Source organism: Rhodococcus sp. P4_B6 (assembly GCF_056402215.1).
In genome coordinates this window covers 1-16,238 of sequence record NZ_JBFUHV010000062.1, presented here as the reverse complement: position 1 = coordinate 16,238, position 16,238 = coordinate 1, and the positions used below count along the sequence as shown (strand labels likewise).

Below are 16,238 nucleotides of genomic sequence, written 5' to 3'. Positions count from 1 at the left end.
TCCTGCTCGGCGCGGCAGAAGGCGCGTGCCGCACGGGTCTCGGACAAAGACTGCGCCGCTGCGGTCCAGCCGATATCGTGCGCATCGGCGGCCGCCCCGTCAACCCCGACGCGAGCCTTCCGGGCAGCTCGTCCGGGATCCCACTCCGGTGTCCCCCTGGTGAAAGGGTCGCTTTCCGGTGGGTGGAGGACGAGAATTTTCGGTGTGGAAGTCAGCGAAGCCCAGCACATCGACGCCGTCCGGGCCCGCCTGTACCCGCGGTACCCGGATGTCGACCGCTACCTCGTCGACGAGGTGATCGACACCGTGTTCCACCGGTTCGACGGATGCCCGATCCGGGACTTCGTCCCGCTCCTGGTCGAACGAGCCGCCACCCGCGCACTCGACGTCTCCCCGATCCCGTCCCCACGAACGGAGCACCTGCCGGCCACCCCGGTGTAACCGACACGGAGACCTTGGACGTCGAACGCGCCGAGCACCATCTTCGCGGAGGCCTCGACCGGCAGAAACGTCAGCTATGCGTGATGCGCGATGTTGCAGCTACTGCAACAAATCCCATCTAACCGATTGAGGATCGATGTCGAATCGCCGGCCTTTCAGGCTGGGGTGGCGGAGCACCCCTGCCGTGTGCGCCCTGTACGCAACGTCCACGACCAGGCGAGCATCCAGCCACTGAACCCCAGGAAAGGTCTCCACGGCCGCTGACGGGTCCGTGAGAGGGCTGCTAGGCCGTTCGAGCGGCCGGAACTCCTCCCGGAGCTGTCGGCGCATGGACACAGTGAGTCCGGAACTGACTGAACCCACCTGGATCAGACGCCCTTCGGCGTCGTACGCTCCGAGGATCAGCGCGGCAACCGAACGGCTCGAGCCGACGAAACCAATGACCAAAACCGAACTGCGCGTGCGGATTGCCGTCTTGACCCAGGCCCGGCTCCGCTGGCCCGGAAGATAGATCGATGTCGACCTTTTGGCCAAGATCCCTTCCATCCCAGCACTTTTAGCGGCATTCAGCATGATCTTGCCGGTCTGATTCTCCCAATGAGGGGGGACGGTGATGGGCAGGCCGCCGACGTCCTGGAGGATCGAATCCAGCTCGGCCAGTTCCGCCCGCCGATCCAGGTACGACGCGCTCATCAGGTCCAGGTCGTCAAGCGCCAGGACATCAAAGGGTAAGAACGTCACAGGTATTCGTCGTTGCAGCGGCTTCGTCGCATGGGCTACCCCCATTCTTCTTTGGAGTAGTCCGAACGACGGTTTGCCATGATCCAGTACGACGACCTCCCCGTCGAGAACGATGCGTCCGCGGCCGGCGAACGCTGCCGTCAATGCCTCGGCGAGCTCGGGATACGAGCCCGTCACAACGTTCATGGCGCGGGTCCACAGCACCGGCTCGCGGCCGTCGCCGACCGAGGCCAGAATCCGGCACCCGTCGTACTTCATCTCGAAACTCCACGGTCGTTCCGACGTGGTGTCCGGGAGTTCGCCGGCCGTGGCCAGCATGGGCGCGATCAGCCGCATAGGCCCGATTGTGCCCGTGACCTGGGAGCTACACAGGAAGAAGGACTCAGAACGGCCCGATCGCATCGATCAACGATCTTGGTCTCCATCCTCACCCGGCACCTGATGCCGCGATGCGTTAGCGTGTCGGCGCAGATAGGGGGAGTTCATGTTCGCTTGGTTTCGTCGGCCTGGCCGACCCACAAAATCGCAGTCCTCCGCAGAGCGCAACGAGCGGTTGATCGACGAGGCGCTGGTTGCGGCGCTGACCGGTGACCAGCGCGAGAAGTACATCGACGCCTTGCTCGAGCGGGCCGAGGTCATGAAGGAATTCAACGTCGAGGGCGTTCGATCATGTTCACGCAGCGTCAAGCCGCTCGGTGAGCTGGTCCGATCGCCGGAGGAGATTCGAGAAGAGACCGCGTCTCTGCGCAGGCAGTTGAGTTTGCGATAGTTCGCCGGGACGGCGAACGTAAAAGAGAACAGGCCGCCACACCTGCCAATCCGCGGTACACCGCAGATCAGGACCGTGATCGGATCACCGGTCTGGGCAGTGAGTGGCGACCTGTTGCTCGTCGCGGTTGTCAGAGTAGATCGTCCCTCTGATAGAGACGATCAGGACTTCGCCGGGACGAGAAACTTCACCGCGACGCTGACGCGTATTTTCCTGGGCTGTCCAGTAGGGACTCGATGAGTGCATGACCATCCTCATCGATGCTGAGGATTTTGAACTTCGAGACCCCTAGTGGGTGCAGCATCACCGTGTCACCAGTCGTCAAACCCGCGCGGGTTCCCGGATTCTCGGTCATAAGACATGACTAACCCGTCCGGTTTCGGTGTGCAAGCCGCCGATACCCGCCGGGTTCGGTCAAGGTCCGACGGCCGTCATGGCGCCGAGGTTGGTCGATTACCGGGGCTTGTCGAGCCGAGGACGTGTTTTGCTGCTCGGCCCATGGTTGTGGACGGCCGGAGGATTTGGCTGGGTGTAGGGGGCGCTCGGCAGGCTTTCGGGAACGGCCGCGGCCGAGGACGCGGTCGCGTTCCTTTTCGCCCGAAACCTGCTGGTCAGTGGGCTCAGAAAGGGGAAGGAACCGCTGTTACCGGCGGCGGACGAAGGAGCGGAGCGCGGTGGCAACGACTACGGCGGCGACCGTACGTCACCGGTCGATGCCCTCGAAGTCGAGATCGGCCGCGGGGGCCTCTGGCCGGCCCGGACATCAGGGGTATCTCGCCGTCCAGCCCGGGACGATAATGGGTCCATCACCAGGTGACGGCGCTCCACGCGCCGGCCGGCGAGGAAATCACGACTCCCGCACTGGTGTCGGCTGAAACCGAATCGAGAGTGACCACCATGACAACGATCACCATGACAACGATCACCATGACAACGATCACCAGGCGTGCGGTCATCGCAGCGGCCGCCATCGCCCTGTTCACGGCTCCGGGCGTCGCAGCGGCCGCCCCGCACATGCACGGCGATGCGAACACACCAGGGACGCAGGTTCAGTTCGACAACGACCCGGGCGATTCCAACAGCTACACGTGCGGCGCATTCGGAGCCGGCGGGGCAGGAGTCGGATCGAACTCCGGCGGTGGAACCGGCCAGGTCAACGGCACCTTCGGGCCGGGACCCGTCCAGGGCGGATGCGTCGGCAGCGACGGATCGGTCTTCTTCCCCACCGGCAACGCCGAGTGACCCCGACGGGCGGGCACGCGCCGAGCCGTCACGATGCGACGAGTTCCTGCCAGGAGGGCAGCGAGGGCGCCCGCCCCTCGTTCGTCTCCGCTTTTCTGCTTATCCGCATCTCCGTATTTCCGTGTGGTCCGAGGGTTGATGCCGGAGTGCGTCGTGAATCCGGTCGAGCAGGCGGAATGTTCACCGTCACCGACAAGTCCGGTGAGGCGCCGGGCATGTCCACACACTCACGGAGCGAGGAACTTGTTCGTGTGCCCCCAACCATTTCGTACACCGTCCGTCCTGCGCCCTGGACGGGCGGTGCGTCGCTGACCCGATTTGCTGAGGTCCCCGGGTCTTTTCGCGACGCGCGTACTGGCATAACACCTATGAAGAGGGAGTAATCAGCATGTCGAGCCAACCCGGACAACATGAGCTCGAGGTCTTCGATTCCAATTCGATGGACTGGCTGGAGCTGCCGATCGAACAGCTCGGCAGGAGTCTGACGCTCAAGCCGTTCACGGCAGATCCCGACACCGGAATGTCCTGCATGCTTCTGCGCTACGACGCCGGATTCATCAACCCATGGCATACCCACAACTGTGCGCACGGCATGTATGTGCTCAGCGGGACCCTGCGGACCAACAAGGGGGACTTCGGCCCGGGGTCCTTCGTCTGGTTCCCCGAGGGGATGACGATGTACCACGGTGCGACCGAGGAAAGTGACTGCGTCATCCTCTTCATCACGAACAAACCGTTCACCATTCGCTACACATTCGAAAATGAAGAGAGCGGAAGCGACGCCGAGCGGCGGGGCCGGGAACGGGCATGCCTGTGCTCGATGGCTTCGGTGACCTGACGCCTCGCGGGAGGTGAGTGGATGCCGACAATCAAGCAGTACTCCACTCGAGACGGTGCGTGGTCATCCTCGGATGGCAGAGAATTCGACCCGCGTTCCGCAGCTATCACTACACGCACGACCACCGCACGGTGGCGGCCCGGGCAAGCAACCCCCCTGCGGTTGCCTGCTCCGTTCCGCGGTGGGTGCGGTTCTCTAGGTCCGCCGGCACCCGCCGGGCGAAAACCCGTATCGCCCGGTGGGTGGCTCCGCCTCGTCGGGCGCGGGTGGCTCGCTCGGCTCGACGCGGGTTGCGGTTATTCGCGCGAGAGCATGGCGGCGGCTTCGCGTTCGAGGTCGACGTAGGGTTCGCCGCTGACGTCGACGGCCACCCGGTGCAGGGTGCCGCCGGTGAACGCCCACGGCGCGGTCCCGGGGTAGTCGTCGGTGACGGGTTCGCCGGTGTCGCGGCCGGCGGTAAGGCCCTCGCCGGCGATGCTGAACTTGCCGGGCTGGGTCTTGATCCGGCCCTCGCCGACCTTCCGGTCCCCGTAGAACAGGGTCAGGGTTCCGTGGGCGGTTCCGGGCGGGTCCTCACCGTCCTTGTCGAACGACGCGGCCAGGATCAGGTTCTCCCCGGTCGGCAGGTCCTCGGTGGCGACGATCCGCTGTTCGCTGCCGAGGAAGTTGTACTCGTAACGCAGCCGGTTGTCCTTGACGTAGAGGGCGTGCCCACCGAAGCGGCTGCCGTGCGCGAACAGCACCCCGGACGCCCCGGGTTCGGGGAGATCGACCAGCGCGCCGATCGAGTAGGAGCGGTTGCGGATGTTGACCGCGACCGACTCGGGGACCTCGGCGCCACCGGGGCGGTAGACGTAGCGGTTGCGCGGCGGCGCGAGCTGGGGGCGCGCGGTGGTGAGGATCTCGACCCCAGACCGGTCGTCGAGCGGGAACGCCTGGTTGGCGCCGGCCTCGTGGAACCACAGCCCGATCAGTTCGGCGAGCCGCCCGGGCTCCTCGGCGGCGAGGTCGTGGAGCTCGGTGCGGTCGATCTGGGTGTGGTAGAGCTCCCAGGTGTCGTCGGGGAACCGGGCCCAGCCGCTGATCGCCGGGTGGGTGGTGACCGCCTTCCAGCCGTCGTGCCAGATGCCTCGGGTGCCGAGCATCGAGTAGAACTGGGTGTGCTTGGCCGTCGGGATGGTGGCCGCGTCGAAGCTGTAGCGCATGCTCACCCCCTGCAGCGGGTGCTGGGTGTAGCCCTTGACGGTGTCGGGGAGTTCGAGGCCGAGGCAGTCCAGCAGGGTCGGGACCACGTCGATGGCGTGGTGGTACTGGTCGCGGTTTTCGCCGCGGGCGGCGATCCCGGCCGGCCAGGAGATGATGCAGGGGTCGCTGGTGCCGCCGTTGAACGAGTACCGCTTCCACATCTTGAACGGGGCGTTGAAGCCCATCGCCCACCCGTTCGGGTAGTGGTTGTAGGTCTTGGGGCTGCCGAGTTCGTCGATCATCTTCAGGTTCTCGGCCAGATCGTCCGGCACGCCGTTGGCGGCCTTGTTCTCGTTGACCGAACCGTCGGGGCCGCCCTCACCGCTGGCGCCGTTGTCGGAGACCAGCACGATGAGGGTGTTCTCGAGTTGTTCGGTGTCCTCGAGGTAGGCGATCAGGCGGCCGATCTGGTGGTCGCAGTGCGAGAGGAATCCCGCGTACACCTCGGCCATTCGGGCGAAGAGGCGTTTCGCGTCGGCGGCGAGGGTGTCCCAGGGGCGGGTGAAGTCCATCGCCGGGAATGGTTGCCCGTCGGGTCCGCTGCGGGTGTCGGGGGTGCCGATCGGATTGATCGGGGGCAGCTCGGTGTCCTGCGGGATCAGGCCGAGTTCCTTCTGCCGGGCCAGGATCTGCTCGCGCATCGCCTCGTAGCCGTCGTCGAACTTGCCGCGGTAGCGGTCGGCCCATTCCTGGGGCACCTGGTGGGGTGCGTGCCCGCAGCCGGGCGCGTAGTACAGGAACACCGGCCGGTCGGGGGCGATCGCCTTGACGTCGTCGAGGTACTCGATGGCCTTGTCGGTGATGTCGACGCTGAAGTGGTAGCCCTGCTCCGGGGTGGCCGGTTGTTGCACGGGGTGGTTGTCGTGGACCAGGTCCGGGTACCACTGGTTGGTTTCCCCGCCGAGGAAGCCGTAGAAGCGGTCGAAGCCGCGGCCGACCGGCCAGTTCTGTTTGGTGGAGGCCAAATTCATCTCGTCCTCGGCGCACAGATGCCACTTGCCGACCATCGCCGTGCTGAAGCCCTGCTCGACCAGGACCTCGGCGAGGGTCGCGCACTCCGGTGGGATGTGCCCGTTCGCACTCGGGAATCCGCTCGCGGCCTCACTGATGCAGGCCATCCCGTTGGTGGTGTGATTGCGGCCGGTCAGCAGGCAGGACCGGGTCGGGGAGCACAGGGCGGTGGTGTGCCACTGGGTGTACCGCAGACCATTGGCGGCGATCTTGTCGATGTTCGGTGTGTCGATCGGCCCGCCGTAACAGCCCAGCGCGCCGAACCCGACGTCGTCGAGGACGATGTACAGCACGTTCGGTGAGCCGGGCGGCGCCTTCGGCTGCTCGTACGGTCCCCAGTCCGGGACCGAGTCACGAATATCGAGGTTGACGACACCTCTGAACGGCTTGGCCATGGCGAACTCCTCATGCCGGGTTTCCCCCTGCCCCTCCACTACAGCACCATCGCCTCCACGTGACCAGGGCTGTTAGTCACATGCGGACCACCCACGGCGATGAGCCTGTCCTTCACGTTCGACGCACGGCAAACCCTGAGATCACGGGCCAGCGGGCGGTGTCGGCCGGCGGGGCCCGGCGGCCGCAGAGGGTGGGCATCTCGGGATGAGCGACACCAGGTTCCGCTGTCATCGCCGCGCACGCCGCCCATGGAACACCCCGCGCCAAGGGGTGGATGGACGCCGTTCCCTTCGGTCAGAGGAGGACCACCACCGCGACGAGGGCGAGCAGGGTGACGATGGTCGAGGTGACGACGGCGGTGAAGGTGGCCGGTGCGAATTCGCCGGACTCGATTTGCCTGCTGATGACCCGATAGCGGACGGTGCCGTAGGCCGATACCAGCAGTCCCGCGGCGAGCAGGATGAACCCGGCGGCCACGGCGTGCCCGCCCCGGTTCGGTGCGAGCTTGGCGACCGCGACACCGAGTGCGGCGACGCTGATCCCGGTGCGGTGCCAAGCGAGATAGGTTCGTTCGTTCGCGAGGTGGTCGCGGGCGGTGCTTCCGGTGTTCGGCTGGGTGGGGCCGAAGATGTTGCGGCTCATGCGCTCTCCCGACTGTTCGGGGTGCGGCGTCGGTGTGCGTCGCCGATCGTGATCGAGGGCATTCGGCGCGGGCAGGTCGACTACCATCGGCGAGCCGATATGAGCACGACTCCCACAGGTCGGCCTGCGGGCCTCCTGCCTCCTCATCGTCCGGCAAGCGCGGCGCGGTGTCATCACCCACCACGCACCAGCGGCGTCCGCTCCGTTCCTCCACACGAAGCTCGGGGAGGAACCGTTGCGTCGTCGACGCTGCCGGGGCGCACGATCACTGGGGTGCCTCGAGCCCTGCTCGAATTCTCTTCATTTCAATCGGAGGCCCGCAACATGTCCACCAAGATCGCCGGAAGAGCAGCACCCAGGTCACCGCGACAGCGAGGACCGCGCGCAGAATTGCCCGCCGTCGGCGAATTAGTCCGGGTGGCCGGGTCGAGCTCGATCCCCGGCGAGGATGTACACACTGACCACCACCACCCACGCCGGGAACACCAACATCACCCACAAGCTGAAGCTGACGACCACCAGCAGTGCGAGTGCGAGCAGGTAGGTGGTGATGGCCGGCCACCGCGGCATCAGGCCGGTGCGCAGCCAGATGGTGCCCAACGAAATCATGAACACCGCGGCCATCCGCACCCCGTAGACGTTGTCGACGTGCAGCATCACCTCACGGCCGAAGTACAGCAGCTCGGCCTGGGGCGTGTTTGCGTTGTGGGAGACCGCGAGCAGCCCGCCCGCCAGTGCCATCGACACGAACATCATTGCGAGGAACAACAGCCCACTGCCCAGGAAGACGGTCCCGAGGAAACGGTCTTCGAGTTCCCCGAACCTGTCCCGGACCACACCGATGAACCACAGGAAGGCGATGCCCGCGAAGGGAGCCAGCACCAGGGCGATCGTGATCTGGGATTGGTGGTGCAGCCACGGCGACGAGGCGGCAGTCGGCAGCGCGGTGTGCAGCAAGACGATGCTGGAGGCGAACAGGACACCGAAGACAACGCCGGCGACCGCCGCCGCTCGCGGCGTCCGCAGCCGGCGGAACTCTGCCTCGCCCGGGGTCTCGGCCATATGACCAATCGTCGCCGAAGTCCGCCCGCGGCACTACCCGACCTCGCCAAGTCCGCACTCCCCCCGCCGTCGCCGCGAAGGGCCGCTGAATCGCCAGAGGGGACATCGGCATTGACGAACGGCACGTTTTCCGACACCCTCCCCGACCCGCCGATTCGCTGCGCACATCGTGTGGAAACCCATGTCGATCAACTTCGAGGTTGTCTGATGGCCGGCCGCAGCTCTCACGAGCGATCATCAGCCCTGGCGACCCGCACCACGGCCAGCTCCCACATCGGATCGTCCGGGTTGGTCGAGTCGATCCGAATCGGGTCGGCCAGATCCCGCAGACCCACGCCCTGAGGACCGGCCGGGACCTCACCGGTCCGGGCCTCCCGATTGGCGGGCCGCCTGCGCGATGACCTGCGGTCCGGTGACGAACGCCTTCTTCCACGGGGCGACGCCGTCGATCTCGATTTCGATGGACACGCTCAGCACGGTCCGGATGAGCACGATCAACCCCAGGATCGCAGCGTCCGTGAGCGACGGGGTGGAGGTGACGGTCTTGACGATGTCCGCCGCGACCAGTAGCTCCAGGCCGAACAGGATTGCCCCGCCCAGCGCGTTACGCAGCATTTTGAACGCCCGACCACCATCGGCAGTTCGCTTCCACGTTCGGGCCGCGAGGATGAAGGCGAGGAGAAACCCCAGCACCATCGACAGGACACCGAGGACTTCGAAGGACTCCGTCGCCAGTTCGAAGAATCGGGCAGTGTCCATGACGGGGTCCTGTTCGGAAGACGGTTCCTCAGGTTGGGCGTGCACCTACCAGAGCAGGTTCTCGCAGCGCAGTCGTCGAGGTCAAGCCCGATCACACGCACCCACACGGTGCAGAAGGAGCCGGTCGCCATTGGTTCGGTATCGGGGGCGTGCCTCGCCGACCTGGTGTGTCGACCCTGGTCATCACCGGCCGGTAGTGCTTGGCTGGAAGGGCAGGGGGACTCATCTCCGAGCGCCGGGCGAGCCTCGGCCGGATCCGTGATTGGAGAGATCCACATGGCTGCAACGACAGATGCAACCCCGTCGGCTCAGCCCGACCGCCCGGGCAAGAGGGACGGGGTGTGCAGCGAGTTCACCGTCTTCACCACGATCAAGGCGGGCCATGCGGATGCGTTGCGTGAGGAACTCGCCGCACAAGCCGCGAACCTGCGAAACCCCGACGGGGGGAGCCGTGCCGCACTGCACCAGGTCGGCACCCTGCACGACGCACGCCACGCGATGTTCGACAACGACACCCGATACATGTTCGCCAGCGTCTTCGACGGCTCCTGGGACGCCTATATCGACGACTTCGCCAAGACCGTCGTCGGGACCAACTTCGAGAGGGTCTTCACACACAGCGAAGGGTTCCCCGGTATCACCGATCCGGGGGTGAAGGATTGGTTCGTCGCCCACCAGGGGCCCGCGTCGATCTTCGTCAGTGCCTACCCCGATCTGACCGTTCAGCAGATCTGGAAGGACCAACGGGTGAACGAGGCGTTCCAGGCGGTGCTCGACACCCCCGAGTTCCGGGCGGCGCTGGAGAACCCGGCCAACGCCGAGTTGCTGGCCACGCCTGCCTTTCAGAAGCTGATGGACGAAGCCGCTGACTAGAGAACCCGACAGCACCGACCCCCCGAGGGCGGGCCCGACGTCGCCTCGGGGACGAGGCCGGCAGGCGCGACGGCCGCCCGGTGGGCCGTCCAGGCACCGATGTGGAGGCACCAGCGATCATGAACGCCGCGGACAGCACGAGCGGACCCAGCGTGAGCATCGAGATCGACGACATCCAAAGCGGGGCACTGCGGCCACGGCCCGCACCCTACGAGGGAAGATTGGTCTTCCTGCGCCTAGATGACCGCCATGCCGGGCGTGCCCTGCTGCAGCGGCTGCTCCCGGCGATCGCGGGTGGTATCCCCGCCGCGAACGCCAGCCAGGACGCCTGGGTGGCGGTGGCGTTCACCTACCAGGGACTGCAGGTCCTGGGAGTGCCGCAGGAGTCGCTGGACAGCTTTCCGGAGGCGTTCCGGCAGGGCATGGCCGCGCGCGCGGACCTGATCGGCGACGTCGGGGAGAATGCCCCCGCCCACTGGGAGCCACCCTTCGGCACGGCCGATGTGCACGTGGCGTTGAGTGCCCTCTCACCCGATACGGCGCGGCTGGACAAGGCGCTGGAGCGGGCCCGCGCCGCCTACCAGGACACCCCCGGTGTCACGGTGATCTGGCAGCAGGAGGTCCACCAACTCCCGACCGGGCGCACCACCCTCGGCTTCCGCGACGGCATCAGCCATCCGAACATCGAGGGCCTCGCGCTGTCCGGCTCCAACCCCCGGGAAGCCCCGATCAAGGCCGGCGAGTTCATCCTCGGCTACCCCGACGAAACCGGCAATCTGCCGCCCATGCCCAGCCCCGATGTGCTGGGACGCAACGGAACCTACGCTGCCGTGCGCAAGGTCCACACCAAGGTGGCCGCCTGGCGTCAGTACCTGCGCGCGAACTCCGCCAGCGCCGAGGAAGAGGCGCTGCTGGCGGCGAAGATGGTCGGGCGCTGGCCGTCCGGGGCACCGTTGGCGCTGACCCCGGAGCACGACGACGCGGCGCTGGGCGCCGATCCGCAGCGCAACAACGACTTCCTGTACCGGGAGAACGACGACCGCGGCTTCCGGTGCCCCGCCGGAGCGCACATCCGGCGCATCAACCCCCGCGACGCGAACATCATCGGCGACGTGCGGATGCACCGCCTCATCCGCCGCGGCACCACCTACGGGCCGCCGCTGCCCGACGGCGTGCTGGACGACGACGGCGCCGACCGGGGCATGGTCGGCCTCTTCTTCGGGGCCCACCTCGACCGACAGTTCGAGTTCATCAAGGCCCAGTGGGTCAATGACGGCAACTTCATCGGCCACCCCGGCGAGAAGGACCCGGTGGCCGGGCACCACGGCGGAACGGGCAGCGCCACCATCCCGGAGAAACCGATCCGGCGCCGCCTGCAGAACATGCCGAGCTTCGTGGTCACCCGCGGCGGTGAGTACTGCTTCATGCCGGGCCTGCGCGCGCTGCGCTGGCTGGCCGAACTCGACGACGACGGGCCTGCCCAACCCCCCGAGGGCGCTACCACGGACTCCGAGAAGAGGTCGACGTCATGACGACAGCACGGTTCGTCCCCTACACGCGGGATGTCGAACACGAGGAACCGCAGTTCGACCACAATCTGCAGACGGTGGTCGACAAGACCACGAGTTTCGTCGCCGAGTCGGTCACCGCCGGTGGTACCGGACGGGCCGTCCGCGACGCCCACGCCACGGGGTACGGGCTGGTCCGAGGGCAGGTGGAGATCCTGACCGGGCTTCCCCCCGAGTACGCCCAGGGCATCTACGCGACGCCGGGAACCCACGACGGCCTCATCCGCTTCTCCAACGGCGCCCCGCACACCGGGGCCGACGCGCAACTGGGCACAGCGAAGGGGCTGGCGCTGAAGATCTTCGACATCGACGGCCCGACCCTGCTCGAGGACGAACCGGACACCGGCACGTTCGACTACAACACCATCAACGCACCGACCTTCTTCTGCAACACCATCGAGCACTACCTGTTCATCCAGGACTTGTTCTTCGACGCCTCTGCCTACTTCTCCCAGGGACCGGCGGGCGCGCATCGTTTCTATGCCGAGTTCGTGACCGGAAAGGGAACACTGGACCAGGACGACTGGGCGTGGGATGAGTTCCTGGCCTACCTGCGCATGTCGCAGATCCCCCAGGTCAACCTGCTGCTGTCGCGCTACTGGACGATGGGCGCCGTCCGGCACGGGGACTACATCGCCAAGGTGCGCATCGCCCCCGACCTGCAGTTCGCGGAGAAGGTGGTCCGGCGCGTGATCGATCCGGCCTCGGCGCCGGAGGTCTTCCGGCCGGCCCTGCAGGCCGAGCTGCAGGAGCGGCCCTACGCCTTCGACATCCAGGTTCAGCTCTGCACCGACCTGGGGCGGATGCCGGTGGAGGATCTCACCGTGGAGTGGCCCGAGCAGCTGTCGCCGTTCGTCACGGTGGCCAGGCTGCGGTTGCCGCAACAGGACATTTCCGGGCCGGACAACCTGGAGAAGATGGACGCCCTGTCCTTCACACCCTGGCGGGTCACCGCCGAGCACGCACCCCTGGGCAACATCATGCGAACCCGCAAGGAGGTCTACCGACAATCCTCCATCACGCGCCACACGCTCAACCAGCAGCCCCGCACCGAACCCCGCAGCGCCGACGACGTGCTCGCCCCAACCCACCACGGCGACAATGCCAGCGGCGAGTAGGGAAACGGGGTCAGCTCACCGGCGACCTCCAGAACGCCGTCGAGGTCGCGCACCGGGCCGGCTCAGCCCGGGGGTCGTCAGTGTCGGCCTGGGGGTGACGGTGGTGTTCCCGGCGTGGGTGGCGGCGCTCAGTGCGCACACCGCGGATCGAGCTCGACCCGGCCACCCGGACTGATCCTCGTGGTGACAGCGCGGAGCCTGTTCGACATGGATCGCCGTCGCCGGCGGCGGGCAATCGTGCGCGCGATCCTCGCTGTCGCGGTGACCTGGGTGCTGCTCTTCGGTGTGTACTACCTGGTGCCGGCCAGGGATTACACCGAACGCAACGCCTTCATCCGGGTATCGATCGGCGGTCTGCTCCTCGCCTGCGTGCTGGCGTGGCAGATTCGTCGAATCGTCCGCGCCCCGGTCCCCGAACTGCGAGCGATCGAAGCGTTGGTCGCGGTCATCTCCCTGTTCCTCGTCCTCTTCGCCACGACCTACCTGTCCCTGTCACTGACCACACCTGCATCGTTCAACCAGCACCTCGACCACACCCGGGCCCTCTACTTCACGATCGAGGTGTCCACGACCGTCGGATTCGGCGACATCGTTCCCCGCACCGATCCGGCGCGCATCCTGGTCAGTACCCAGATGATTCTCAATCTGGTCATCATCGGGGCCGTGGTCAAACTCCTCGCCACCGCCGCCCGACTCGAACGAACCCGTCGGAACCGTTCGGGACCGGAATCGTAGTGGCGCTCCATCCTCGGGGCCACGGCCTCTCCGACATGGCGGGCGCTCTCAACTCTGTCCACTCTGAGGCGCGCGCCTGCCCGAGGGGTCGGCCGAGGATGACATCTGCCCCACCTTCGTCCTCTCACCCGACAATTTTCTGGGTGCGTGTGGCAGCGATTCTCGACGAACAATCGACCCGCGATCGTGTCCCTGCTTACCGGGTGAGCCAGCTCAGGTCATACTGCGTGAGCAAGGCCCACGCAGCACGCGCCGCCACACACCCTGTGTAGCGGAAGTGATAACACGGGCGGTCGGCGGTAACACGGGACGACGAACGGGGCTCTCGATGTCCGGAGCTTATGTTGATGAAATATTCTGCCACGCAACCCCGTTGGCCGCTGCTACCGAGATGCGTGGCTCTGCGCGTGCTCCGTGGAAGCCGATGACGTCACGATGAGATGGCATACCGAGCCCACGTCATCCTCGCGAAGACGTGGATGGTTGTCCGAGCGCCGTCGCATATCCGCCAGCCTCGCCGTAGCCGTGATCACGGCAGCGGTTCTTCTAGCCGGGAAGGCTTGGTGGGGCACAGTCTCCGTCGCCAACGGCTGCGTCGTCGCACTCCTCGCGTACACAGTCACTTACCTCATCGCGACCGTCACGGCGTTTTCGTCCGCAACGTCATCGGCTATCCACGGATGGGCGAGTCGGGAAGCTCGAGGCACAGTCCTGCAACGCTACGTTCTGGGTACTGCTCCAGGGCCCGGGGTCTCCCTCTTCTTCGCCGCTGGCGCACTGATTGTCGCGATGGTCTGGCTACCGGGCCGCGGGGGCGACACACTGCCTACCGGCCCCCGGGTGGGAGTCGCTATCGCGTTGATCGTGGTGGCCTGGCTGTCCGTCGCTGTGTCATACGCGGTCACCTTCTACGCGGACAACCTTGTCGAGGGCGGCAAAGCGCTCGAATTTCCAGGCACGGGTGACGCCGAGCCGTCCGACTACCTGTACTTCGCCATCTCCGTCATGACGACGTTCGGCACCACGGACGTCAATGTGACCTCACAGAAGATGCGCCGAACCGTCACTGCGAACGCCGTGATCGCATTTGTTTTCAACACGGTCACCGTCGCCGCGGCTGTCTCCGCACTCAGCTAGCAGCGCCACCACTTCGTCACCTCATCCCGAGTGACCCGTCTGATGAACCGGACGATGCGGTGATCTCCACCTTTGCCGAGTTCAGCTGTTTGGCCCGGCCCGATCACGCGACCAAAATCGCCGCCCGACAGAGTGCTCCGAGAACTTTCTCAACCTGCACTCGCTGGCGCTCGCAGAGAAACTTCCCGGCCCACGTGTTCGGTCGCTGGACCGGGTCGATTCGGTCCAGTGGGTGGCCGAGTGGTTCCGGTCGCGGCGGTCGTGCACTGCCTCGCCGGTCCGATCGGGCGGTGCCGGCGGTGGCGGCGTATCCACCGAGCAGGACCAGAGCGATGATCGCGAGGGCGAGCCAGACCGGGAGCTGGCCCTCGACACTTCTCTCGGCGGCCAGTACGGCGGCGGCTGTCGACGTCATCGAAGTCCGTCCTTTCCAAGTCGATTGCGGGTGCGCGGGTGGGAGACGGTCAGGTGACCGGGAGCCCGGAAAGGCCGGCGGCAAGCCCGAGCAGCGCGCACACCCCGAGGGTGCGCAGCACGGACCAGTGCAGCCGGTAGATCATCACTCCGGCGAGGACCGCGATGACCGCGGCGACCGGGCGGAGCGTGGACAGGTCCGGCACCAGGAGGTGGATCGGACCCCAATGCGTGAGGGAGGCGTCGGTGAAGAGGGTGTGGACGGCGAAGTAGAAGGCGAGGTTGGCGATCACACCGACGACGGCGGCGGTGATGCCGGACAGCGCAGACGTCAGATGTTGGTTGTTGCGGAGCCGTTCGACATAGGGGGCGCCGAGGAAGATGAACACGAAGCACGGCACGAACGTCACCCAGGTGGTCAGCAGCGCACCCAGGGTTGCGGCGACCCACGGATCGAGGTCACCCGGGTGGCGGTAGGCGCCGAGGAACGCGACGAACTGCACCACCATGATCAGCGGGCCCGGGGTGGTCTCGGCCAGGCCGAGACCTCGGACCATCTCCCCGGGGGTGAGCCAGCCATAGGTTTCCACCGCCTTCTGCGCGACGAACGCGAGGACCGCGTAGGCGCCGCCGAAGGTAACCAGCGCGGTCCCGGAGAAGAACAATCCCTGCTCGGTGAACACACTGTGCCGGCCCGTGAACACGATCACCGCGACCATCGGGATCGCCCAGGCGATCACGCCGACACCGAGGACGAGCACCGTGCGGCGCAGGCTGGGGGCATCGGCGTGCAGGGCGTCGTCGGCGATCAACGGCGGCGCCTCCTCTCCGTCTTCCGGGGTCTTCTTGCTGGTTTCGACGCCACCACGGCGGCCGATGAGCCAACCTGCGAACCCGGCCACGGCGATGACGATCGGGAACGGCACCGCGAACAGCGCCAGCGCAAAGAACGCGCAGACCGCGATCACCACGTGCGCAGGCCGGGTCAACGCGCGCTTGGAGACCCGGGTGACGGCCTGCACCACCACCGCCAGCACCGCCGGGGCGATCCCCGCGAAAAGCGCCAGCACGATGGTGGTGGCCCCGAAGGCAACGTAGATCGCCGCCAGCCCGAGCATCGCGAGCATGCCCGGCAGCACGAACAGCACCCCCGCGATCAGCCCGCCGAGGGTGCCGTTGAGCAGCCACCCGGTGTAGATCGCGAGTTGCTGCGCCTCCGGGCCGGGCAGCAGCATGCAGTAGTTCAG

16 protein-coding genes are annotated in these 16,238 nt (G+C 66.6%); 9 read left to right on the top strand and 7 right to left on the bottom strand.

Going from position 1 to position 16,238, the window contains the following annotated elements; translation table 11 throughout:
• Window positions 1-204 precede the first annotated feature (204 nt).
• On the top strand, window positions 205-441 hold the full coding sequence (locus tag AC1DWT_RS26095) for a three-helix bundle dimerization domain-containing protein (protein ID WP_206017479.1): 237 nt from the start codon (window positions 205-207) through the stop codon (window positions 439-441).
• A 99-nt stretch (window positions 442-540) separates the two neighbouring features.
• On the opposite strand, the gene AC1DWT_RS26090 is transcribed toward AC1DWT_RS26095, so the two are convergent.
• Window positions 541-1,518, bottom strand: coding sequence for an ATP-dependent DNA ligase (locus AC1DWT_RS26090; RefSeq protein ID WP_477922832.1), 978 nt, complete (start codon window positions 1,516-1,518; stop codon window positions 541-543).
• A 148-nt stretch (window positions 1,519-1,666) separates the two neighbouring features.
• On the opposite strand from AC1DWT_RS26090, the gene AC1DWT_RS26085 reads away from it, so the two are divergent.
• The 3 genes from AC1DWT_RS26085 (at window position 1,667) to AC1DWT_RS26075 (ending at window position 4,031) form a co-directional block, all read left to right on the top strand.
• The gene (locus tag AC1DWT_RS26085; protein WP_477922830.1) at window positions 1,667-1,951 is read left to right on the top strand and encodes a hypothetical protein; all 285 of its coding nucleotides are present in this window, start codon (window positions 1,667-1,669) and stop codon (window positions 1,949-1,951) included.
• Window positions 1,952-2,878: 927 nt separating this feature from the next.
• Complete coding sequence (locus tag AC1DWT_RS26080) at window positions 2,879-3,193, top strand: hypothetical protein (RefSeq protein ID WP_477922882.1); 315 nt, start codon at window positions 2,879-2,881, stop codon at window positions 3,191-3,193.
• A gap of 388 nt (window positions 3,194-3,581) precedes the next feature.
• Window positions 3,582-4,031 carry a cupin domain-containing protein gene (locus AC1DWT_RS26075; protein ID WP_477922828.1) on the top strand — a complete coding sequence of 150 codons (450 nt, stop codon included), beginning with the start codon at window positions 3,582-3,584 and terminating at the stop codon, window positions 4,029-4,031.
• A 296-nt stretch (window positions 4,032-4,327) separates the two neighbouring features.
• Here the strand turns inward: AC1DWT_RS26075 and AC1DWT_RS26070 are convergent, their stop codons facing one another.
• From AC1DWT_RS26070 to AC1DWT_RS26055, 4 genes are all read right to left on the bottom strand, one after another.
• A complete protein-coding gene (locus AC1DWT_RS26070) occupies window positions 4,328-6,682 on the bottom strand; it encodes an arylsulfatase (RefSeq protein WP_477922826.1) in 2,355 nt (784 codons plus the stop codon).
• Window positions 6,683-6,977: 295 nt separating this feature from the next.
• Complete coding sequence (locus AC1DWT_RS26065; RefSeq protein ID WP_206017539.1) at window positions 6,978-7,325, bottom strand: YidH family protein; 348 nt, start codon at window positions 7,323-7,325, stop codon at window positions 6,978-6,980.
• 408 nt (window positions 7,326-7,733) lie between these two features.
• Complete coding sequence (locus tag AC1DWT_RS26060; protein ID WP_206017468.1) at window positions 7,734-8,387, bottom strand: hypothetical protein; 654 nt, start codon at window positions 8,385-8,387, stop codon at window positions 7,734-7,736.
• 357 nt (window positions 8,388-8,744) lie between these two features.
• Window positions 8,745-9,146, bottom strand: coding sequence for a DUF1622 domain-containing protein (locus AC1DWT_RS26055; RefSeq protein WP_206017466.1), 402 nt, complete (start codon window positions 9,144-9,146; stop codon window positions 8,745-8,747).
• A gap of 276 nt (window positions 9,147-9,422) precedes the next feature.
• Between AC1DWT_RS26055 and AC1DWT_RS26050 the strand changes: the two genes are divergently transcribed.
• The 5 genes from AC1DWT_RS26050 to AC1DWT_RS26030 all read left to right on the top strand — a co-directional run bounded on the left by AC1DWT_RS26050 (window position 9,423) and on the right by AC1DWT_RS26030 (window position 14,577).
• On the top strand, window positions 9,423-10,019 hold the full coding sequence (locus tag AC1DWT_RS26050; protein WP_477922823.1) for a hypothetical protein: 597 nt from the start codon (window positions 9,423-9,425) through the stop codon (window positions 10,017-10,019).
• Window positions 10,020-10,171: 152 nt separating this feature from the next.
• Window positions 10,172-11,551 carry a Dyp-type peroxidase gene (locus AC1DWT_RS26045; RefSeq protein ID WP_477922821.1) on the top strand — a complete coding sequence of 460 codons (1,380 nt, stop codon included), beginning with the start codon at window positions 10,172-10,174 and terminating at the stop codon, window positions 11,549-11,551.
• Window positions 11,548-12,705: a catalase family protein gene (locus AC1DWT_RS26040; protein ID WP_477922819.1), complete on the top strand. Its 1,158-nt coding sequence runs from the start codon at window positions 11,548-11,550 to the stop codon at window positions 12,703-12,705. The genes AC1DWT_RS26045 and AC1DWT_RS26040 overlap by 4 nt, the downstream gene beginning before the upstream one ends.
• Before the next feature lie 207 nt (window positions 12,706-12,912).
• Window positions 12,913-13,440: an ion channel gene (locus tag AC1DWT_RS26035; RefSeq protein ID WP_477922817.1), complete on the top strand. Its 528-nt coding sequence runs from the start codon at window positions 12,913-12,915 to the stop codon at window positions 13,438-13,440.
• 435 nt (window positions 13,441-13,875) lie between these two features.
• Window positions 13,876-14,577, top strand: a complete 702-nt coding sequence (locus AC1DWT_RS26030) for a DUF1345 domain-containing protein (protein WP_477922881.1) — start codon at window positions 13,876-13,878, stop codon at window positions 14,575-14,577.
• A gap of 103 nt (window positions 14,578-14,680) precedes the next feature.
• On the opposite strand, the gene AC1DWT_RS26025 is transcribed toward AC1DWT_RS26030, so the two are convergent.
• Window positions 14,681-14,992, bottom strand: coding sequence for a hypothetical protein (locus AC1DWT_RS26025; RefSeq protein WP_477922815.1), 312 nt, complete (start codon window positions 14,990-14,992; stop codon window positions 14,681-14,683).
• 49 nt (window positions 14,993-15,041) lie between these two features.
• Window positions 15,042-16,238 (bottom strand): chromate transporter (locus tag AC1DWT_RS26020; RefSeq protein WP_477922813.1); only part of this gene is annotated, 1,197 nt, incomplete at its 5' end.

Bases quoted from the DNA above. Each gene is read 5' to 3' on its own strand.
- AC1DWT_RS26090 (WP_477922832.1), bottom strand. From the start codon at position 1,518: ATGCGGCTGATCGCGCCCATGCTGGCCACGGCCGGCGAACTCCCGGAC.
- AC1DWT_RS26085 (WP_477922830.1), top strand. From the start codon at position 1,667: ATGTTCGCTTGGTTTCGTCGGCCTGGCCGACCCACAAAATCGCAGTCC.
- AC1DWT_RS26080 (WP_477922882.1), top strand. From the start codon at position 2,879: ATGACAACGATCACCAGGCGTGCGGTCATCGCAGCGGCCGCCATCGCC.
- AC1DWT_RS26075 (WP_477922828.1), top strand. From the start codon at position 3,582: ATGTCGAGCCAACCCGGACAACATGAGCTCGAGGTCTTCGATTCCAAT.
- AC1DWT_RS26070 (WP_477922826.1), bottom strand. From the start codon at position 6,682: ATGGCCAAGCCGTTCAGAGGTGTCGTCAACCTCGATATTCGTGACTCG.
- AC1DWT_RS26065 (WP_206017539.1), bottom strand. From the start codon at position 7,325: ATGAGCCGCAACATCTTCGGCCCCACCCAGCCGAACACCGGAAGCACC.
- AC1DWT_RS26060 (WP_206017468.1), bottom strand. From the start codon at position 8,387: ATGGCCGAGACCCCGGGCGAGGCAGAGTTCCGCCGGCTGCGGACGCCG.
- AC1DWT_RS26055 (WP_206017466.1), bottom strand. From the start codon at position 9,146: ATGGACACTGCCCGATTCTTCGAACTGGCGACGGAGTCCTTCGAAGTC.
- AC1DWT_RS26050 (WP_477922823.1), top strand. From the start codon at position 9,423: ATGGCTGCAACGACAGATGCAACCCCGTCGGCTCAGCCCGACCGCCCG.
- AC1DWT_RS26040 (WP_477922819.1), top strand. From the start codon at position 11,548: ATGACGACAGCACGGTTCGTCCCCTACACGCGGGATGTCGAACACGAG.
- AC1DWT_RS26035 (WP_477922817.1), top strand. From the start codon at position 12,913: ATGGATCGCCGTCGCCGGCGGCGGGCAATCGTGCGCGCGATCCTCGCT.
- AC1DWT_RS26030 (WP_477922881.1), top strand. From the start codon at position 13,876: ATGAGATGGCATACCGAGCCCACGTCATCCTCGCGAAGACGTGGATGG.
- AC1DWT_RS26025 (WP_477922815.1), bottom strand. From the start codon at position 14,992: ATGACGTCGACAGCCGCCGCCGTACTGGCCGCCGAGAGAAGTGTCGAG.